General features: G+C 40.6%; 19 protein-coding genes. 10 read left to right on the top strand and 9 right to left on the bottom strand.

Features of this window, described 5'->3' with window-relative positions:
- The first annotated feature begins 16 nt into the window (after positions 1-16).
- The 5 genes from rpsK (at position 17) to MKS91_RS04350 (ending at position 3,933) form a co-directional block, all read left to right on the top strand.
- The gene (gene rpsK / locus MKS91_RS04330; RefSeq protein ID WP_258569613.1) at positions 17-409 is read left to right on the top strand and encodes a 30S ribosomal protein S11; all 393 of its coding nucleotides are present in this window, start codon (positions 17-19) and stop codon (positions 407-409) included.
- Positions 410-418: 9 nt separating this feature from the next.
- On the top strand, positions 419-1,042 hold the full coding sequence (gene rpsD, locus MKS91_RS04335; protein WP_258569614.1) for a 30S ribosomal protein S4: 624 nt from the start codon (positions 419-421) through the stop codon (positions 1,040-1,042).
- A 12-nt stretch (positions 1,043-1,054) separates the two neighbouring features.
- Positions 1,055-2,032, top strand: coding sequence for a DNA-directed RNA polymerase subunit alpha (locus MKS91_RS04340; protein WP_258569615.1), 978 nt, complete (start codon positions 1,055-1,057; stop codon positions 2,030-2,032).
- Positions 2,033-2,035: 3 nt separating this feature from the next.
- Positions 2,036-2,398 carry a 50S ribosomal protein L17 gene (gene rplQ / locus MKS91_RS04345; RefSeq protein ID WP_258569616.1) on the top strand — a complete coding sequence of 121 codons (363 nt, stop codon included), beginning with the start codon at positions 2,036-2,038 and terminating at the stop codon, positions 2,396-2,398.
- 71 nt (positions 2,399-2,469) lie between these two features.
- Positions 2,470-3,933 carry a lipase family protein gene (locus tag MKS91_RS04350; RefSeq protein WP_258569617.1) on the top strand — a complete coding sequence of 488 codons (1,464 nt, stop codon included), beginning with the start codon at positions 2,470-2,472 and terminating at the stop codon, positions 3,931-3,933.
- On the opposite strand, the gene MKS91_RS04355 is transcribed toward MKS91_RS04350, so the two are convergent.
- Entirely contained in the window at positions 3,916-5,061 is a 1,146-nt protein-coding gene (locus MKS91_RS04355; protein ID WP_258569618.1) for a DNA polymerase Y family protein, read from the bottom strand. The genes MKS91_RS04350 and MKS91_RS04355 overlap by 18 nt on opposite strands.
- 168 nt (positions 5,062-5,229) lie before the next feature.
- On the opposite strand from MKS91_RS04355, the gene MKS91_RS04360 reads away from it, so the two are divergent.
- The 3 genes from MKS91_RS04360 to MKS91_RS04370 are packed head-to-tail and all read left to right on the top strand — an operon-like array spanning position 5,230 to position 7,931.
- Entirely contained in the window at positions 5,230-6,075 is an 846-nt protein-coding gene (locus MKS91_RS04360; protein WP_258569619.1) for a hypothetical protein, read from the top strand.
- 13 nt (positions 6,076-6,088) lie between these two features.
- Complete coding sequence (locus tag MKS91_RS04365) at positions 6,089-7,435, top strand: SLC13 family permease (protein ID WP_258569620.1); 1,347 nt, start codon at positions 6,089-6,091, stop codon at positions 7,433-7,435.
- Positions 7,436-7,493: 58 nt separating this feature from the next.
- A complete protein-coding gene (locus MKS91_RS04370) occupies positions 7,494-7,931 on the top strand; it encodes a hypothetical protein (protein ID WP_258569621.1) in 438 nt (145 codons plus the stop codon).
- A gap of 13 nt (positions 7,932-7,944) precedes the next feature.
- Here MKS91_RS04370 and MKS91_RS04375 read toward each other — a convergent pair whose 3' ends face one another.
- Positions 7,945-10,716 (bottom strand): valine--tRNA ligase, encoded by a 2,772-nt coding sequence (locus MKS91_RS04375; protein WP_258569622.1) that lies wholly within the window; start codon positions 10,714-10,716, stop codon positions 7,945-7,947.
- Between the two features lie 51 nt (positions 10,717-10,767).
- On the opposite strand from MKS91_RS04375, the gene MKS91_RS04380 reads away from it, so the two are divergent.
- Complete coding sequence (locus MKS91_RS04380) at positions 10,768-11,295, top strand: hypothetical protein (RefSeq protein ID WP_258569623.1); 528 nt, start codon at positions 10,768-10,770, stop codon at positions 11,293-11,295.
- A 5-nt stretch (positions 11,296-11,300) separates the two neighbouring features.
- Here the strand turns inward: MKS91_RS04380 and MKS91_RS04385 are convergent, their stop codons facing one another.
- The gene (locus MKS91_RS04385) at positions 11,301-11,693 is read right to left on the bottom strand and encodes a DNA polymerase III subunit chi (protein WP_258569624.1); all 393 of its coding nucleotides are present in this window, start codon (positions 11,691-11,693) and stop codon (positions 11,301-11,303) included.
- Positions 11,694-11,758: 65 nt separating this feature from the next.
- On the opposite strand from MKS91_RS04385, the gene MKS91_RS04390 reads away from it, so the two are divergent.
- A complete protein-coding gene (locus MKS91_RS04390; protein ID WP_258569625.1) occupies positions 11,759-13,000 on the top strand; it encodes an MFS transporter in 1,242 nt (413 codons plus the stop codon).
- Positions 13,001-13,003: 3 nt separating this feature from the next.
- Here the strand turns inward: MKS91_RS04390 and MKS91_RS04395 are convergent, their stop codons facing one another.
- From MKS91_RS04395 to rpsP, 6 genes are read right to left on the bottom strand one after another with little or no spacing between them, the layout of a single operon-like run.
- Positions 13,004-16,474, bottom strand: coding sequence for an MFS transporter (locus tag MKS91_RS04395; RefSeq protein WP_258569626.1), 3,471 nt, complete (start codon positions 16,472-16,474; stop codon positions 13,004-13,006).
- The gene (locus tag MKS91_RS04400; RefSeq protein WP_258569627.1) at positions 16,471-17,691 is read right to left on the bottom strand and encodes a diphosphate--fructose-6-phosphate 1-phosphotransferase; all 1,221 of its coding nucleotides are present in this window, start codon (positions 17,689-17,691) and stop codon (positions 16,471-16,473) included. The genes MKS91_RS04395 and MKS91_RS04400 overlap by 4 nt, the downstream gene beginning before the upstream one ends.
- A gap of 45 nt (positions 17,692-17,736) precedes the next feature.
- On the bottom strand, positions 17,737-18,114 hold the full coding sequence (rplS, locus tag MKS91_RS04405) for a 50S ribosomal protein L19 (protein WP_258569628.1): 378 nt from the start codon (positions 18,112-18,114) through the stop codon (positions 17,737-17,739).
- Positions 18,107-18,841, bottom strand: coding sequence for a tRNA (guanosine(37)-N1)-methyltransferase TrmD (gene trmD / locus MKS91_RS04410; protein ID WP_258569629.1), 735 nt, complete (start codon positions 18,839-18,841; stop codon positions 18,107-18,109). The genes rplS and trmD overlap by 8 nt, the downstream gene beginning before the upstream one ends.
- Positions 18,838-19,326: a ribosome maturation factor RimM gene (locus MKS91_RS04415; RefSeq protein WP_258569630.1), complete on the bottom strand. Its 489-nt coding sequence runs from the start codon at positions 19,324-19,326 to the stop codon at positions 18,838-18,840. Before MKS91_RS04415 ends, trmD begins: the two co-directional genes overlap by 4 nt.
- The gene (rpsP, locus tag MKS91_RS04420; RefSeq protein WP_258569631.1) at positions 19,326-19,574 is read right to left on the bottom strand and encodes a 30S ribosomal protein S16; all 249 of its coding nucleotides are present in this window, start codon (positions 19,572-19,574) and stop codon (positions 19,326-19,328) included. The genes MKS91_RS04415 and rpsP overlap by 1 nt, the downstream gene beginning before the upstream one ends.
- Positions 19,575-19,602: the final 28 nt, after the last annotated feature.

Raw genomic sequence — 19,602 nt, forward strand, 5'->3', positions numbered from 1 at the left:
TTCTACTAAAAAAGTTATGAAAACATCAACACGCAAGAAAGCTGGAAAGCATGGTGCTACAGTGTCTAGTGTTGGAACAATTTATATTAAGGCAACATCCAATAATACGATTATTACGTGTGCCAACCAGAAGGATCAAACGATTCGTCAAGAGTCTGGCGGTTCTGCGGGTTTTAAGAACTCTAGGAAAGGTACGTCAGAAGCCGCAGAAGTTGCTGCGAAGCGCTTGGGCGAGTATATTAAATCTAGAGGTATGACCACGGTTGTGATTAAACTGAACGGTGCTGGACAAGGTCGTGAAGGTGCTATTCGTGGTTTGGTCGTGTCAGGTTTGACTGTGACAACATTGCATGATGTAACTGGCGTTGCTCATAATGGTGTTAAAAAGAAGAAGCGTCAGAGAAAGTAGGGGGAAGTTATGGGAATGTATCATGGCCCAAGGGCTAAAAAATCAAGAGCAGTTGGTATGGATTTGAACCAGTTTGGTGTTCGTCCATATGAAACAAAGTGTAAAAACACAACGAAACCTGGCCAGTCTGGTAAAAGACGCCCAGGGTCTAGTCGCTTCGGTGACCAGCAGAAGGCAGTGAACGCTATGCGTCACTACTACTATGTGAAAGGGAAACAGTTTGAAAACTATTTTTCTAAAGCGAAGAAATTATCAGGTGCAACGGATGAAAACTTTATCCAACTTCTTGAGTCTCGGTTAGATAGCGTGGTGTTTACGATGGGCTTTGGTCTTACCAAGCGTCAGACTCGTCAAATGGTGTCTCATGGCCTTGTTACCGTGAATGGTAAGGTTGTGAATAAGCCAGGATATGCTATCAAGCCAGGTGATGAAGTTGCGATTAAAGAATCTGCACGTAAGCAAGATCAGGTGCAGATGTCAGTTCAACTTGCCCGCGAAAATAAGCAGTATGAATGGGTTGAGTGTGATTATGACTCAGTCTCCGGTGTGTACAAGTCTCATCCTACATTAGATCAAATTAATTTGTTTGATTCTAATATGTTGGGTATGGTGATTGTGTATTATTCTAAATAATTAGGTCCAAGTATGAATATTCAAGATGCATATAATATGTTAAAGCCAGAGACGATCAAGATTGACATGATCGATGATAATACTGCAAAGATTGTTCTAGAGCCTTTCGAAAGAGGTTTCGGGCATACTGTTGGCTTTTCTCTAAGAAGAACACTGCTATCATCAATGCCAGGTTGTGCTATCTCTTCATTTAAAGTTGAAGGGGTTATGCACGAGTACACGACTATGAATGGTTTGCAAGATGATTTTGTACAAGTAAAATTGAATCTAAAGTCTGTTGTGGTTGCACTAGGTGATGAATATTCTTCGGAAGAGTTTAAGCTTGAGGTGAAAGGACCTTGTCAGATTAAAGCGGGAGATATTGATACCGAAGGTAAAGCAACCATCTTTAATCCGGATCTTGTTCTTGCAACATTAAACTCATCAGATACATTCACGATGTATGTGACGGTTGAGCGTGGGATTGGCTATGTTCCCGCGTCTAGTTCTGATGAAGATGTGAATGCCATTAAAATTGATGCATCATACTCACCAATTAATCGTGTGATTTACAAAGTCGAAGACGCTCGTGTTGAAAACAGAACTGATCTAGATAAATTGGTTTTGGAAGTTGAAACCAATGGTTCTATTTCGCCAGATGATGCGATCAGATGGTCTGCAAGTGTGTTGCAGCATCAGTTATCATCATTCGTTGAGTTACAAGTTGCTCAGCAGGTTGATGATTCTCAAGGTTATACGGTCAACCCTAAGCTCTATGAGAAAGTAGATACTTTAGAGTTAACGGTTCGTGCTGCAAATTGCTTGAAGTCCGAGAATATTAGATACATCGGTGATTTGGTGACAAGAAGTGAGTCTCAGTTATTGAGAACACCAAACTTAGGTCGTAAATCATTGGCAGAGATAAAAAACATGTTAGCAGACCAAGGCTTGTCTTTAGGTTTACATGTTGAAGGCTGGGAAACGCCAGATGAAAGTAAGGTAAAGGGGTAAAACATGAGTAACAAGATTAAATTTAGAAAGTTAAACCGCACATCTTCTCATAGAAAAGCATTGATGCGCAATCTTACGTGTAGCTTGGTAGAGCATGAGACCATCAAAACAACATTACCTAAAGCAAAAGAAATGCGATCGTTTGTAGAGAAGTTGATCACTAAGTCTAAAGTTAATGACTTTAACAGTGTTCGTTATCTAAAAGCAGCACTTAACTGTAAAGAAACAGTGAAAAAGCTTTTAAATGTTGTTGGACCTAGAAATAAAGACCGCCCTGGCGGATATGTCAGAGTGTTAAAGGCGGGTCACAGAGCCGGTGATAATGCACCAATGGCTTACATCCAATTGGTTGAACAAGGCGAATAAAGTCGCCTTTTGACCCCCATAGTTTGACTTTTTTGCAATTTTGGCTATAATATTGTTAAAAAGGATCATTTATGTCATATTTTAATAGTATAAAATCTTTTGTTTTTCAGGTTCCGTCTGGTTCGTATCATTTCTTCAAAGATCTGATGCACTTCTTAGGTCATTGTATTTCAGATACAATGGCGAAAGTTCACAAATACCGTGAGTTTATTCTACGCTTTGTCTTTATTGGTATGATAACCTTATTGTGCTTCTCTAATATCTCGGTGGCATTATTATGCGGTGCAATTTATGCGTTAGCGGAGTTAAGTCAAATTACAGTGACTGAAGATAAATACCAAAGTACAATACGTGAAAGTCTTCAAGAGCTTAATCTTGATAAGTTAGAAGTGTTGGCGAGGTACTCCTATGGGTTGTCATTTCCAGATACGACGCAGCATGACATTGCACGTTCTAAAGTAGCTACAGCCTCATACCATATTGGGGAGAATGCATCACCGTTTGTGAAACAACCGCTTGCCGATGATTTGTATGCGTTGTTAGCGAGTAAAGAAAGTGACAGTATTCTGAATATGGCGTTTAGAGGAACATCGCTATATAAGCTTGATACGTCTATTGAGCATGACTTTGATGCGAATGGACCAGGTTATGGTGTGTTTCAGAAACACAAAAAGACGCTGCTTAAAGCGTTAGTAGAGAAGGTCAGTGATAAAGAGACCATTAACCTATGTGGCCACAGTTTAGGCGGCGCATATGCCATGATGATGGCCGTAGAGCTTCTTGATCGGATCAACGAAGGAGAGCTAACAGGAATTAAAACCATTAATGTGGCTTTGTATCAATCGGCAGGGGTTAATAACCGTGTGGCAGAAAGAGCAGAAACACTTTTGAAAACCTTGTTAGATAAGCAATCTCCAGTGCATTTTAACATTATTTCGCATGACTATGATTTTGATCCCGTTCCAGCGTCTGGTCAGCAAATATTGGGTGATTATCATGGTGAGAATGCTTCTGTGTATCTAGTAAGAAAGCGAATAAACTGGGCAGCTTTTGCGTATCAGTTGGCGACTTTTAATCCGTTTTTAGGACATTCACTATGGTTTTATAATTCGTCTAGAGAGAAAAGTACCGATTACATCAGTAATGCGGATAAAGCAGGGGTGTTACAATACTTTTCATCGAAGCAAACTGAGCATCAAGAAAGTATTTCAAAAAGCTTCAATGCAACGTACTTTAAGCTTATTAGTAATAGCTTATTACAACAATTCATTGGGTTTATTGGGGTTGATAATATTGTCATCGCCACAAACATGACGCTCTTTTTATTATCGACTGTTTCGGTTGGGGTGAATATGCTCCGCTTTGCAAGTTTACCAAGAATGTATCATTTGTTTCCATTGTTTGGTTCAGTGGCATCATGTTTGTTAGCTTCTGCCAAAGTATCTGTACCAAAACCTGTTGTAAATGCAACAAAGGCGGCATCTGGGACGTTGATACGTTGCATTTTCGGCGACGCTTTAAGCAGTAAAGCTTAATTCGTTCGCGTGCAGGATCGCATTATTTCCAAAGCGTTGCTTGATATCATGGTATACCTTCATTTTGGCATCAGAGGTTTGATCTAGCCAGTCTACTTGCTGAGACAAACAGAGTTTTGTAGCATATATACCGATCCTGATGACATTTAAAGGCCAGCTCAGTGATAGCAAATAGCGCTGATATTCTTGTTCAACTGTTTCCGGGTTATGGGTTCCTGCACTGATATTAAAGTACGTCTTTATTTTCTGTGTTCTTGTGTATATTACTAAGGTAATTCGCTTAGAAAACAGTTGATGTTCTTGAAGCCTATGACAGAGCTTAAGGTTCAGTGTATCGAAAGCTTTCTTGAGTTCAGAGGCGTTATAGTGGGTTGGTACAATATGTCGGCAGTGCCCCATGCTTTTTGGAAGCTTGGGCTTTGTATTGAGGGTAGTGGCGCCATCTCCCAAACACATATGCCATATCTGGCGGCCGATTTCTCCCCACCGGTTTGACAAGACACTGATGGGGATTTTTCGGATATCACCACAATTCATTACCCCGTACTGATTTAGAAAACGTTGGGTTTTTTTGCCAATGCCACAGAGAATACTGATTGGCTTATCATGTAAATATTGTGCGCCAGTTCCAGGAGGGATGATGAAATGCCCGCTAGGTTTGTTCACTTTAGAGGCGACTTTGGCAAGAGCGGTGTTTTCAGCAACCCCAATTGAGCAGGTGATACCAACCTGATCTTTTATGTGCTTTTGTATGCGTTGGATAATATCTATTTCGTTCTGATAGATATGTTCCATACCACTTATATCCAGAAATGCTTCATCAATTGAATAGGGTTGTAAGTGGGGTGAAAACGTTTGTAGGACATCCATAATAATTTTAGAGACAGTGCTATAGTGGGTATGGTCTGCAATGACAAGACTTAAGTTGGTTGCATTTGGTATGGGTTTACCGACCACCACACCTAAAGCTTTTGCTTGGTAAGAGGCGGCAATGGCTGTTTGGCTATATTTATTACTCAGTACCACAACGGCTTTGTTCCGTAGCTCAGGGTTGCGGGCTTGCTCAACAGATGCAAAAAATGCATCCATGTCAATATGGAGGATAAGGCTTTTCCAAGGATGTTTCATTGTAATGTCATGGCTGAAGTTATTAGGCAAATTAGCAATTATGACTAGGATAGGCAAATGGTATTCAATTTATGTTGTAGATTGCCCAAATATCAATAAGATTCACTGGCCTTGCATAAAATATTCAATTATACTCCAATGGATTAATATGATATGCCGTAGATTATAATGCATGAAACGTTAGAGGCTTTAAGACTTGGCTGGGATAATGATAAGCCAATGATATTAAATAAGTATATATATGAATTGGTCTGTCCACAGGAGGAAGAGGCTGGCTGTGACTTAGACATGGCGAATGTTGAAAATCTTGAGATCTCAACAATAAGGAAATTTCAGCTTATTTTTCCAGAGATTTATTCAAGGATGGTTGAGTACTTAAAGAGCTATTTGTCAATCATGTATGACTTATCAGGGTCTAGAGTGTATCTATCATCAACCATTGTGCCAGTAAAGAAAGCTTATTTGTTGGCGGTTAAAAATAAGTGTAGCCAATATTTTAGAGGCCTATCACTAGAATTACACACACACTTATTGCATGCGGCATATTCAGAGAAAGACGCATTAAGGTACTTTCCTGAGTATTTGGTGAATTATTTTGAACAAATAGGACTGTCAGCAGACGTTCTAAGCTGCTTTATGCTGAAATCATCTTGGCGATCGGAGTATGCTTTATGGGTGAGACTGTCGCTACTGGCCCCGGATATAAGCTCCAGATCTCTGTTAGAAGGAAAACGCGACCTAGATTCATCAATCAAAGCGATGATTATAAAAACGAGCAGTATTTATAAGAAACTCGTTGAAGTTTGGGTTAAGGAGAGTCTCGAAAGACACTCTTTGCCAAAAGATGTGGAGAAAGTATTAGATGTTGTGGATATTCTTATGTTAAATTTAACATCGATACAGATGAAACACCAAATACAATTTCCGTTAAGAAAAGAGCACAGAATTTCTCAGGAATTGATGGATTCTTTGTTTAGTGAACCCCGTAGTAAGGCGAAAGGTATCTTGAAATGATAGGAGAGGGCGCGTGATTGAGTTACTAAAAAACTCAAATTATAAAAGGATTTTACCGCTAGTATTATTACTGGCATACCCTCTTGTTGGGGGCAGTCTTCATCTATGTATGATGATATTGAGCTGTCTTTTTTGTTGGTTCTTTCATCCATCAGCAGCATTGGTTGCAAGTATATCAACGTGCTTAGGCTTGGTGATGTTTCAACATGTTTCTATATGGGAGGCTCAAACCATATTGTGTAGCCACCCAGTATTGTTATTGGTGGTTGGTTGTTTAATGGCAGAGGTGATTACCAAAAATAAAATACATTTGGTGGTATCGTCATTCTTATTAAAAACCTTTCGGCCAAGTACAGAATTAAGATTGGTGCTGATTATGCTGGGTATTTCAGGTTTAATTAGTATGTGGGTATCCAATACTTCGGTTGTTGCTATGCTGATTCCTGTGGTATTACATTTATCAAAGTCTAATGATATTGGTTGTGAGTATTTGCTCTTAAGTATTGCTTATGGAGCAACTATTGGGGGTATGCTAACCCCTATAGGTACACCAGCAAACCTTGTCGCTATTGATTATGCCAGTCGGTATTTTCATATTGAGATAGATTTTATCACGTGGGTTTTATGGGCACTGCCGTTTGTTGTGCTGCTGGCAAGCATGCTAGCGCTTTACTTTTATCGCGTCATGGATGACCAGCCCTTGTCAACGACATATACTCAGCAAAAGGTTACTTATGTTCAAAAGCGGGTAATGCAGCTATTTGGAGGGTGTATTTTTCTTTGGGCAACTCAAACCTTTCCTAATGGTGGTTGGTCAGCGTGGCTAGGCTATCATATCAAAGAAGAGTACATTGGTATGGTTGCGATACTGCTTTGTGCCTTATTACAGGATCAAAGTCATCGTGCTGTGGTATTGAGTGATATCAAGAGACTACCGTTTACCAGTATCTGGATGGTGATAACGGGTATTTTTATGGCCAGCGGCATCGAAAATTATGGCCTGGTTAAGCAGTTAATTGATTTCTGTTTATCCGATCAGTGGCTATATAATTACCAAACGCTGATTCTATTTGGGATGCTAATGAGCTCAGTAACTGAGTTGTGTAATAATACGGCCATTACGGCACTGGGCTTACCATTATCCGATATTATGATGAAATTGTCCCATTTAGAGGTATTACCATGTATATTCTTGATTACATTCAGTGCCAACTCAGCCTTTAGTTTACCGACTGCCACGCCACCTAATGCGCTTATTTTAGGCACTGGTCGATTACAAGCAAAGAAGTTACTTTGGGTAGGTGCTCAAGTTAGTTTTTATAGTTTATTGATTCTGACTATATTATTTAGTTGCATTTAATTCTGCCAAACTCAAATCTTGCGTTATAACATTCATGTTTAAATTGAAAAGGTGAATTATGAGTAAGGATAAAAGAGATGTAAATGAGATTTTGGGTGGTATTGGAAGTTCACTGTCGTCACTGGGTAAAGACGTTGTTGATCTTGCAGTAGCAGGAGCTGATAAAGCACAAAGTGCAATTAGTGACTATCAGTCAAAGTCTGCAAGTAAAAAGACAGAAGCTGCAGCATCTAAAGAAGAACCTGCTGAAGATAAGGCTGAAGCGGTAGAGGAAGCTAAAGAAGAACCTGCTGAAGATATGGCTGAAGCGGTAGAGGAAGCTAAAGAAGAATCTGCTGAAGATATGGCTGAAGCGATAGAGGAAGCTAAAGAAGAACCTGCTGAAGATATGGCTGAAGCGGTAGAGGAAGCTAAAGAAGAATCTGCTGACGCTGAGGCAAGCAGTGATGAGACTGTTGAGGAATCTTCAAGTGCTGGGCCTTCGCCTAAATCGTAGAGTTTTTCGAATCTTAAGTATCTAATTGAGAGATAATGTCAAGATATGCTTGTAGCTGTGTTTTTTCATCTTCAAGGGCTCTCATTGCACTTGCGTCGCTTTTCTTTAGCGATTCAGGTGCTCTCTCTTGATATTTAGGATTACTGGTTTTTTGTACAAGTTTGGATAAGTTTTGTTCAAGCTTGGCAATTTTCTTTAGGAGTCGTTGATGCTCTTGAGAGACATCAATATGACCAGAGAGATCAATACCAATCTCAAGGTTGCTTTGCACAAACGCACAGCATGTTTTAGGCATGGTGCCTGTGTTATGGATCGCTTCAATTCCAGCCAACGACTTCACTTCATCCATAAAGGTCTCGGTGAGCTTTAGCTCATCTTTAATGCAGTATAGGTCTAATGTTGCCTTAGGGGGGATATTGAGCTCTGAGCGTATATTACGGATGCCACTCACCAATGTTTTGAGTGCATTGAATTGCTTAAAGGCTGCAGCATTTTCTGGGAACTCTGTCAGGCTGGGGAATGATTCTGAGCAGATAGAGGCTTTAGAACCATGCTTGTCTTGCCATAGTGCTTCAGTAATAAAGGGCAATGCTGGGTGCATGACAATCAGGATTTTATCAAATAATTGGTTGAGATGGGCCATGCGTTCTGCATTTGTGGCAGTTTCATTAGAAACTTTTGCAATTTCGAGGTGCCAATCACAGAAGTCATACCAAAAGAACTCATAAATGGCTTGTGCATAGCGATCAAATCGATAGTCGTTTAAATGCTTCTCAAGGCCTGTTATCCACTGATGAACTTGATGGTTTAATGCTTGGGTAATGAGAGTATCCACTTGACCCGAGGCGGCATCTTGCTGGGATAAAAATCGTGCTGCATTCCAAATTTTATTACAAAAGTTTCTACTAGAGCGTAATTTATTGAGATCAAAGTTAATGTCTTTGGTATGGGTAGATAGTGCAAGAAGCGTTAAGCGTAATGCATCAGTCCCATGAGGGCTTATCCCTTCTGGGAAAGATTTTTTAGTGGCTTTTATTGCAGCATCACGCATTTTTGGTTGCATCATCCCGTGGGTTCTTTTTTCAATAAGATCTTCTAATGTTGCGCCTTCTATTAAATCAGTCGGATCAATCACATTGCCTTTGCTTTTAGACATTTTTTGACCAAATTCATCCCGAATGAGACCAGTCACATACACGGTTGAAAAAGGCATTCTTTGTGTAAAATGCTTGCCGAACATGCACATACGGGCAACCCAGAAGAATATAATGTCAAAGCCAGTCACCAGAAGGTTGTTGGGATAAAAGGTGTCTAATCGAGAACTATTGTTTGGCCAGCCCAAAGTGGCAAATGGCCATAGGGCAGAGGAAAACCAAGTATCTAAGACATCGTTGTCTTGAGTCAGCGGGCCTGAGATGTCATGGGCTTTTCTCACAGCTTCTTCAGACGTCCCAACATAGACGTTACCATTCTCATCATAAAATGCTGGAATTTGATGTCCCCACCAGAGTTGGCGAGAGATACACCAATCTTGGATATTATCAAGCCACATCTGATAATTTTTCTTCCAATTGTCCGGTACAAATTTTAATGATCCATTGTTAAGATCTTCTAATGCTGCTTCAGCCAATGCATCCATCTTGATGTACCATTGGTCAGTGAGATACGGCTCGAGCACGGTGTTGGTACGATCACCTATGGGTACTGCTGAGGTATGGGGTTCAACTTTTTCCATCAGCCCTAGACTGGTTAGATCTTTGATCATTTGCTTACGGGCACTAAAACGGTCTAGGTTTTGGTACTCACTGGGGCAATTATGATTCAAGCTGCCATCATCATTTAAGATATTCAGCATGTCTAATTGATGTCGTTTGCCAATGTCATAATCATTAAAGTCATGTGCGGGGGTGATTTTAACACAGCCTGTCCCAAATTCTGGGTCTACTTGATCATCGGCAATAATAGGGATTTCACGTTGGCATAGTGGCACTGTGGCTTGTTGTCCAATTAAATGTTGGTAACGTTTGTCTTCTGGGTGCACACAGATGGCCATATCTCCCAAGAGGGTTTCCGGTCTTGTTGTGGCAACGGTAATAAAGGTGTCACCAACTGGGTATTTGATGTACCAAATTTGGCCCTGACGTTCTTCGTTAATCACTTCTAAATCAGAGACCGCAGTCTTTAAGACAGTATCCCAGTTAACCAAACGTTTGCCACGATAGATATAGCCTTGTTCATAAAGCTGAATAAATGTATGAGAGACGGCTTTAGAGAACTCAGGGTCCATGGTGAAGCGTTCATTATCCCAATCGACAGAGACGCCCATTTGTTTCATTTGCTCAGAAATTTTACCACCAGATTGCGCTTTCCATTCCCAAATCTTTTGAATAAAAGCCTCTCTGCCAAGATCTGATTTACGGATGTTTTGGGCATTCAATTGTCGCTCTACAACCATCTGTGTGGCAATACCAGCATGATCTGTACCAGGCTGTAGTAAGACTTGATAACCATTTGAACGTTTATGGCGAACCAGTGTATCCATAATGGCATGCTGTAGCGCATGCCCTAAGTGCAAGCTGCCTGTGACATTTGGCGGGGGCACCATGATGCAGTATGGTTGACCATCACCCTTAGGTGAGCCAATGTTGTTATCTTGCCAAAAGGCAGTTAATTGTGTTTCAATGGTTTTTGGGTCAAAGGTTTTCGTTAACATCTCTTCGGTCATTTGAATCAAATTAATTCTATCTTTACAAATAAATAGATGCAAGAGATATATTTCTGTCAAGATAAAATAACCGGCTATAATAAGCCAGTTTACAATATGGGGAGAGGTATTATGACGTTAGATACATTTTTAGATGATGCTGGGGAGACAGTCGCTAAAAATGATGTGCTTGCTAAAAAATTAAACGGCTTGGAAGTCAGGTCTCACTTCGATGAGTCTTATCAGAATGAATTGGTCACTCAATCAGCTGAAAAGATATTTGCAGTGTGTATGTTGGGTATGACTGAGTCGGCATCCAGTGAGCCATCGGCGCTAGCTACTATTAAGCAGAAGCTCATTGAAAAAAAAGGTCCTGCCCATAGCGCGACACTAAAAACAATGCATATGGCGGGGATGAAGTTTCTGCAAGGGTTGAAGCCAAGTGCACAGGATCAGGATAGGGTGTTTGATAATTTACCAAAAAGTGTTTTGGCAAATATAAAAAATTGGGGAATGCAAGAAAATACCCATAAAGATTTTGCTAACCAAGATGGTAGAGAAGATTATATTAATGATTTGCTAGAATCATTTGGTGTAAAAGAGAACGAAGATTATTCACTAAGAAATGCTCAGGATAGTACTCCCAATCCTAGCGGCTAATGATTCTAAGCGGTATAGTGTAAATCAAAGCCGAGTTGTTTCCAGTGCTTGTAGCGTTGGCGTGCCAGTGCTTTGTGATCGGTATTGGGGTGATCTATAATCCATTCTATATGGGGTATCTTAGGTAATATCGATGTAGAACAATTGATAATGCATTCTCGATCTTCTGGAATGTCTTGATAGCCAATGTGAATAATGGCAGTAGGGCATGGTGTTGCAACCATATTGGCAATAAACCGATCAGGAGGGTGAGACCAGAGTAAATCGCTGATCTGGTTTGCGTGTTCTAAATCATTGGCATGAATATAAAGATTCTTGAAACTTTTCTCTAAGATAAATTCCGACAGCTCATGGGCTTGATTGGGTTGTTTGACATAAAAATATATTGCTTGGGACATGGTTTTCTGGTGCCTAGATTGGTTCTATGTTATGTTATCATTACCTTATTTGCAATATGATATTTATGCGTAGAACGACATTATTTTGGCCTACTTTAATGTGGGGTTTTGGGGCTGCATCTTTCTTACTACAGTATGCTTGTCGGGTATCGACGGGAAGTTTTCTAGGTCAGGTCATGCAAGATTTTCAAATTGATCCAGCAGCAGCAGGGATGATCGGGTCTTATTTTTTAATACCGTATGTCTTGATGCAGTTATTTGTCGGTCGGATTGTAGATCAAAATCCCGCTCACCAAGTTTTGATTGCAACGACATTGGTATTCTTTATGGCCAACCAGTTTTTCTCTGAGTCTACCTCACTGCTGGAAGTGGCTATTTCTAGAGCACTGATGGGTGCTATGGGCGCATTTGCCTTTGTGGTGACCATGAAGCTGGCGTTGGTATGGTTTAATAATCGTTTCTTAGGTGTCTTGGCGGGGTTAACCCAAGTATCTGGTATGTTGGGAGTGGTTGCGGGTTATACGTTGGTAGACTACTTAATGGTGGCAGGTCAGTGGCGTCATGTGGTGAAGATATTCTCATCGTTATTGGGGGTATTGGTGTTGCTCATGATTGTCCTTATGCGGGATAAACCCTATCAAGGCGATAAAAGTCAGGGTGTTGCCATGTTGCAGGGGCTGCTGCGGGTTTGGCGAAATCCTCAAAGTTGGTATAATGGTTTATTCGCAGGATTAATTTATTTGCCTACAGCGGCTTTTGGTGAACACTGGGGGCAGTTGTATTTGGTCAATACCAATACTGGGTTTGGACCTCATGAAGCATCGGTTGCCATGAGTACTATTTTTATTGGTTGGGCCTTAGGTGGGGTGTTGACTGGTTGGTTGTCAGATTATATTCAAAAAAGGAAGCCTTTGATGATATTGGGACCTATCGGTTGTCTGCTCACTTTAATGCCAGTATTGTACTGGCATAGTATGCCGGTAGCTCTGGTTTATGGTTCGTTATTTGCCTACGGGGTATTCAACTCGGCATTGGTGGTTTCTTATGCCATCTCAGGAGAAATTAATCCAGATAATGTTTCGGGTGTCTCAATTGCATTTTGCAATATGTGCTCAATTTTATTGGGAGCAGTGGCATTACCGTTTGTGGGCTATGTCATGGGTCAATATGCTCAAGAAGGTGCTTCTGGTGCCATGATTTACAGCACACAGGCATACGAAGCAGCTGTCTTTTGTTTCCCGGTGGCGTTAATTTTTGCGCTGTGGGCTGCTTATGTTATTCAAGAAACCCACTGCCAAAAAGTTTAACCATCAATCGTCTTTCTTTTTCTTCTTAAGAAGATTCTTGGTTGTACTGGGAATGCCTTTAATAAACGCAATGAGTTTTGGATAGTCAACTTTACCCGTACCCAATAATGGGATTTGCTTCATCACTTGGATTTGGCTTGGCACAGCAATACTGCTAACACCTTGTGACTTCAGTTTACGTGCCAATTCTGCTCGGTCTGCATCCGGTTTGTCAGTAATCAAAATGAGCTTTTCTCCTCTTTTTTGATCATGCATACTGACAATACCATGAATGTGTTCAGGCCAGCAAATAGCAACTTCATTTTCAATGGCGCTGAGTGAGACCATTTCCCCAGAGATTTTAGCAAAGCGTTTGATTCGGTCAACAATGGTGATAAAGCCATTGTCATCATAGGTGACAATATCCCCAGTATCGTACCATCCATTGGGTAGTGGAACAATTTTACCTGGGTTATCTAGATAGAGGTATCCAAGCATCACATTTTCACCCCTGATGCACAATTCGCCACCAATCTCCAATCCAGGGAAAGGGTTATAGCGGGTCTCTATTCCTGGTAGTGTCATTCCCACAGAATGCGCTTTTTGGTACATCAAAGAGTTGCAGCTAATAACGGGTCCACACTCTGTTGAGCCATAGCCTTCTAGAAGTCTGATACCACGCTGTTCTAACCAGTTCGTTCGGGTATCATCTTGCAGTTTTTCACCACCAGTAAAGACCATGCGTAAATTATTGAAGTCATAACTTTTTGAGAACTTTAGATAGGCGGATAAAAAGGTATTGGTTCCAATCAACAGTGTTGCTCGAGTATCGTAGATAAGCTCAACCACTGTTGCAAAATGTTTGGGGTTAGGATATAGGAATGTTTTGACCCCAATCAGTAGTGGCGTGATGGTTCCCAAGTTAAATCCAAATGCGTGGAACATGGGTAGGGCATTAAACATTGTGTCTGTTGGGTTTAGATCCATGACAGCGCAACATTGCTGAATGTTTGCAGTTATGTTGCGGTGAGACAAGACTACGCCTTTAGGAGACCCTTCTGAACCAGATGTGAACAATATGGCTGCAGGAGAATCAATTGCAGGTACGAATTGAGGATTACGGCGGTAAAAGCGGTTAATGGTGAGATATCGCCATAGACCTTTGACTTTATCACCAATACCTATGTTTTTAGCCAGATCTTCTAGGAAGATGATTTGAGAAACTTCGCCTTTTAACGCTTGTAGCTCTTCAGCAAGATCTGCTTTACTGATAAATTGTCTAGAGGTAATCACGGTTTTTAGCTGACTGGTTATGCAGCTGTTCACCAAGTTTTTGCTACCGGCAGTATAGTTTAACATGGTAGGAACTTTGCGGTATGCATAAAGCCCAAATAATGCGACAACATTGGCCAAGGTATTGGGAAGTAGCATCCCGATATTGGATTCCTTTTCAGCTTTTTGGTGGATAATACGACCAATAATAAGGGATTTTAAAATTAGGTTGCGGTAGGACAATTTCTTTCGTGTGAAATCTTCAACGATTTTATGGCCATATCCATGATTCTTTGCGGCTTCGATTAATGATTGGTATAACGGTGATCTGCCTTCACCAACATATTGGCCATACGCCAACGCTTGGTGAATTTGGTCAACCTGCTTTTTTCTTTGTTCTTTTGAACTGAGTGCTTCGTCTTTAATAAGCTTAAATGTTGGGAAAGCAGTAATAGATACTTGGGTTCTGAGCTTAAGTTTAAAGATGCCACGCAGTCTTGAGAATAGACTGTATTTTAGCCCACTCAGATGAACCGGTAAGATGTCGGCATCAGACATATTGGCAATGGCTGCAGTACCTTCAAATATTTTCATTAAGCTACCAGTATTGGTTAGACGGCCTTCTGGGAAGATAATACAGCGTTTCCCTTGGCTGATTGCGTCAACAATGCGTCTAATCTGCATTGGGTTGGTTGGATCAACTTCGTATGCGGTTGCAAACTTCCGGGCAAATTTTACAATGGGGGTTTTTGCAATTTCGGTATCAACAGCAAAAATGTATTCTCCTGGAAGGAATAGTGCTAAGAGGACTGGATCTAAAAATGACACATGGTTTGCAATAATGATCAAACGTTTGCTTGCGGTATTAAAATGTTCTAGGCCTTGAGTTTCTATACGAAAGAACCACTTAAATGCACGTGCAACAATCGGTTTAATTGAAGAAAAGGGTAGGATTTTCAAAAGATACATGCTCAGTCCTATGTTAAATAAAGCGGTGAAAAAGAATAATTGGGTAATGGGTAGTTGAAGAATAAATAACACAAATAAGCTCAGAAGAGAAGCACATATCATATATAATCCGCTGACAATATTAGATGTTGCAATCACTTGAGCACAAGAATCTTGAGGACTGTTTTTTTGTAGTAAGGCGTATAGTGGAACAACAAACAGTCCAGAGAAGATTGATATGGCACAAAAGTCTAAAAGAATAATGTAGTTATGCCATGTACCTAAAAAGTCTTTGATAGTGCCTAGCGGTGCATCTATCGGAACACTTGAGGTTGAAGATGACACTAGGTGAATCCCAAATATGCCAATTAAAAATAGACTGATAGGCACAAAGCGCGCATTCACTTCACCCTTTAAGGCTTTGTTACACAGGATAGAGCCAAATGCGATTCCAATCGTAAAAACAGAATGTAGTAGCGCCAATACACTGGCATTATAATGTAGTACAAATTGTACATAATTGGCAAGGTTGGCCGTATGAACCATTCCCACAACCCAAAACCATGAGATACCAAGTATTGGTAGCCAAATATCAGGATTATTAGAACAAGCATCAATTTTTTCTTGTGTGGATGTTAAGACGTTTAATTGCAGTTTAAGATGGGGGTTCTGAGCGCGATTGCTTGGGATGATTAAACTGGATAACCACCCTGCGACAGCCACAGTCATCATGATAGAGACAATGGCAATGATACCGAATTGCGTGTTTTCAATCAGAGTACTGATGCCGGATCCAATGGCAATGACCGCAAATGTAGACCCTTCAATCAATCCATTTGCAGGTAAGAGCTCATCATCTTCAAGGTATTCTGGAAGGTATGCAAATTTAGCAGGACTAAAGATAGCTGCATGCGTTCCCATCAAAAAGATACAGCTCATGAGAAAGATCGGAGAGGGGTCATCCCCCAGTAATAAATAAGCCGCATAAAAAATAATAAATATCTCACTGAGTTTCACAAAACGCAGCAGGGATGACTTTTTATATTTATCAGCAAGTTCTCCCGATATTGCAGAAAATATCAGTACTGGCAAGATAAACATTGCGGTTGCAATATTTGCCCATATGCCAGCTTGTTGCGCATCTGTTGCTAACGTGAAGCTGATAAAAATAATGATCCCATTTCTTAGGATGTTATCATTAAGAGCACCCAGTAGCTGAGTGATAAACAGTGGTAAAAACTTTCTTTTTCTTAACAATTCAGTTGTTAAAATCATTTTAATACCTCTAGTTTTTTGGCTATATTATTATAAATGAACTGGCTATAATCTGGAACTCCCGCTACATATGGGGTTTGTTCTTCCCCTTCAATTAATGGTTGAAGGTAGTCGATGCATGCGTCGGATACAAACATTTGGTCTTGAGAGATAAACTCACTGGGTAAATAACGTGTTTTCCCTGCAATGTCTTGCAGTGGGATATGGCTGGTATGCCATGTATAGGGTGTTGTGCTCTCACGAACAATGCAAGCCATGAGTCCTGTTTTGCCTTTTTCTGCAATGAGATAAGCATGCTCTGCTAGAGCGATTGTTTGCATCACATCAACATGAGAGCTTAAGTGCCTGGCTGAACGTTGTAGATAGTCAGGTATGACAGTATGTGCTTTAATGGCTAGTTCTTTTTGTAAGATATCACTAAGATGCAGGCTTTTATAAGCGTACTGATGTTTGGCGCTTGATAGAAGCCCATCAATATCATCAATGCCTTCTGCCAAGCATATGACACAGTGTTTGTGTGTTGCTAAAATATCCCGAGTTTTTTCAATAACACTCTTGATTGAGAACGTGGCTTCAGGCAATAAAATAATATGAGGCCCTGCATAGGGATGCTTTTTGGCCAAAGCACTTGCAGCAGCAATCCACCCGGTATCTCTTCCCATGGCTTCATAAATAAGCACTTGCGTTGAACTAAAACACATGGCTGCAAGATCTAATGAGATCTCATAGACAGAGGTTGCGGTATATTTTGCAGTGGACCCAAACCCAGGGCAGGTATCTGTTTTATGAATATCGTTATCAATGGTTTTTGGAATTCCAATACACTGTAATGGGTATTGGTAAGCTTCAGACGCCTCTTGAATCGCTTGGGTAATGATTTGAGAATTATTGCCCCCATTGATAAAAATGGTACGAATATTTAAATCTTGAAGGTTTTTAAAAAAACGTTCAAGCGCTTTTGGGCTGTTGTCAAAAGGTTTACGACTTGTGCCAAATGCACTGCTTGGCGTTATATGAATCTTGGCCCATTCATCTTCAGCAATCCCATCACCATCAATAAAAGTGTGCTGAGTCATGCCATCAACACCATAAGGACTGATAAACATTTTTCGCTGGTGGGCTTTGGCTAAGCGATAGATGGTTGCTGCAACCGTATTGACAACAGAAGTAACTCCCCCAGAATGGGCGAAGAGTATATTTCCGTGATGCGTATTCATGATAGAATATGGGCACCTAAAATAACATTAGGTGCCTACCCAGCCTTAAGATTTCTTGCTTTCGGCAGGTTTAACCCTGCGCTTTTCAGCAATTCTTGCCTTCTTGGCAGTCAGATCCCTGATGTAGTATAGCTTTGCTTGGCGTACTTTACCGTGACGCTTAACAACAATGCTCTTTACCAGCGGGCTATGGATTTTAAAGGTACGTTCAACACCTTCACCGTTTGATATTTTCCTAACGGTAATGGATGTGCTGATGCTTCTGTCACGTTTTTTAATGACAACACCTTCAAAGGCCTGTGTCCTAACACGGTTTCCTTCTTCGATTTGTACCTTAACAACAACGGTATCTCCTGGATGATATTCAGGGATGCCATCTTGCTTTAACTGTTTGTTTTCAAATTGTTTCAATAAATTAGTCATAGTCTTCACCTCTTCGCTGATGATTTTGCATGAATTTAACCAGTAATGCAAGCTCTCTTTCATTTAATTTACGATTTAACAGCAAATCTGGCCGATTTAGCCAGGTTTTTCCTAGTGACTGCATTAATCGATAATCTTCAATCTTTTGATGGTTGCCCTCTAGTAAGACGCTAGGGACCTTGTTTTCTTCCCAATTTTCAGGTCGGGTGTAGTGTTCATGGTCCAGCAGTCCATTCTCAAAAGAATCGTTTTCAACAGACTCGGTCTTGATGACACCAGGGATTAATCGGCCAATGGCATCGATCATGATCAGTGCAGGAAGCTCACCACCTGAGAGGACATAGTCACCAATCGAGACTTTTTGATCTATTAAGGGCTCAATACGGGCATCAATGCCTTCATATCGACCACATATTAACGTAATATTGTCTTTTTTGGCAAAGCTCCGAGCAAGCTTTTGATTCAAACGTTGGCCTTTCGGACACAATTCAATAAAGTGGCTTTTACCAATGCTTGCAATCGCTTTGCTCATAACGTGAGGTTGAATCACCATACCTGCACCACCGCCATAGGGCCGATCATCGATACGTCCATCTGCTCGATCACTAAACGCTCTTAAAGGAATAATATTCAAGGTAATCTGTTTGTTTTTGATAGCATGGCCTAAAATGCCATGGTTAGCAGCATCTAAGATATCGGGTATCGATGTAATAACATTGATAATCATGCGGGACTGTATGAGAGTTGAATGGTTTTATCGTGATGATCAATATGCTCAATTTGCAGGGGCAAGTGTAAGGTTTGTTGGTCACTTTGGATAACCATCATATACAAGTTTTGCATTATAGAGATATTGTTTAATAGGCCAAGTAGTTTACTATTAGCATTATAGATACGATAGCCGTGACATAAGTCACTAAAAATCTGCTCAGGATATTGGGCCCGGAATGGCTCCAGCTCGCAATAGATCTTAACGGAGTTAAAGCGTTCGGCTTCTGTTCTATCAGCAATGAGTGGTGACTTGCAAACGACTTTTTTGTGGAAGATATCAAATGATGTCACGTCAAACGTTTGGAACTGGTGATCTCTTTTGATATATAAGGGGATATCAAAGATTGTCTCTACAGGCTCAGTTTTTGAAATGATAGAAACCAAGCCTTTAATGCCATGGGCTTTACCGATTGTGGCAATATGCAAAGGAACGAAGGTCATTAACCTTTGTTCTTTTTCAAGACTTTATATAAAGACTTAACACGAGGAGACATCTGAGCGCCTTCACCAACCCAGTGCTCAAGTCTTTCAATGCTTAGTGTTAAACCCTTTTGCTCTTCCTGTAAAGGATCAAAGTGGCCAATTCGCTCAATGAACTTACCATCGCGAGCAGATCTGCTATCTGCAACAATGATATGATAGAATGGTGCTTTTTTTCTTCCACCTCGTGAAAAACGTATTTTTACCATATTAAGATTACCTCATAATCGATTAATT

Origin of the sequence: Candidatus Synchoanobacter obligatus, from assembly GCF_024259865.1 — a bacterium.
Taxonomy (GTDB): Bacteria; Pseudomonadota; Gammaproteobacteria; order Comchoanobacterales; family Comchoanobacteraceae; genus Synchoanobacter; species Synchoanobacter obligatus.

Excerpts from the sequence above, each read along its gene's own strand:
- rplQ (WP_258569616.1), top strand. The coding sequence starts at position 2,036 with ATGAGTAACAAGATTAAATTTAGAAAGTTAAACCGCACATCTTCTCAT.
- MKS91_RS04380 (WP_258569623.1), top strand. The coding sequence starts at position 10,768 with ATGACGTTAGATACATTTTTAGATGATGCTGGGGAGACAGTCGCTAAA.
- trmD (WP_258569629.1), bottom strand. The coding sequence starts at position 18,841 with ATGATTATCAATGTTATTACATCGATACCCGATATCTTAGATGCTGCT.
- MKS91_RS04360 (WP_258569619.1), top strand. The coding sequence starts at position 5,230 with ATGCATGAAACGTTAGAGGCTTTAAGACTTGGCTGGGATAATGATAAG.
- rplS (WP_258569628.1), bottom strand. The coding sequence starts at position 18,114 with ATGACTAATTTATTGAAACAATTTGAAAACAAACAGTTAAAGCAAGAT.
- rpsD (WP_258569614.1), top strand. The coding sequence starts at position 419 with ATGGGAATGTATCATGGCCCAAGGGCTAAAAAATCAAGAGCAGTTGGT.
- MKS91_RS04395 (WP_258569626.1), bottom strand. The coding sequence starts at position 16,474 with ATGATTTTAACAACTGAATTGTTAAGAAAAAGAAAGTTTTTACCACTG.
- MKS91_RS04415 (WP_258569630.1), bottom strand. The coding sequence starts at position 19,326 with ATGACCTTCGTTCCTTTGCATATTGCCACAATCGGTAAAGCCCATGGC.
- MKS91_RS04340 (WP_258569615.1), top strand. The coding sequence starts at position 1,055 with ATGAATATTCAAGATGCATATAATATGTTAAAGCCAGAGACGATCAAG.
- rpsP (WP_258569631.1), bottom strand. The coding sequence starts at position 19,574 with ATGGTAAAAATACGTTTTTCACGAGGTGGAAGAAAAAAAGCACCATTC.
- MKS91_RS04370 (WP_258569621.1), top strand. The coding sequence starts at position 7,494 with ATGAGTAAGGATAAAAGAGATGTAAATGAGATTTTGGGTGGTATTGGA.
- rpsK (WP_258569613.1), top strand. The coding sequence starts at position 17 with ATGAAAACATCAACACGCAAGAAAGCTGGAAAGCATGGTGCTACAGTG.
- MKS91_RS04400 (WP_258569627.1), bottom strand. The coding sequence starts at position 17,691 with ATGAATACGCATCACGGAAATATACTCTTCGCCCATTCTGGGGGAGTT.
- MKS91_RS04350 (WP_258569617.1), top strand. The coding sequence starts at position 2,470 with ATGTCATATTTTAATAGTATAAAATCTTTTGTTTTTCAGGTTCCGTCT.
- MKS91_RS04385 (WP_258569624.1), bottom strand. The coding sequence starts at position 11,693 with ATGTCCCAAGCAATATATTTTTATGTCAAACAACCCAATCAAGCCCAT.
- MKS91_RS04390 (WP_258569625.1), top strand. The coding sequence starts at position 11,759 with ATGCGTAGAACGACATTATTTTGGCCTACTTTAATGTGGGGTTTTGGG.
- MKS91_RS04355 (WP_258569618.1), bottom strand. The coding sequence starts at position 5,061 with ATGAAACATCCTTGGAAAAGCCTTATCCTCCATATTGACATGGATGCA.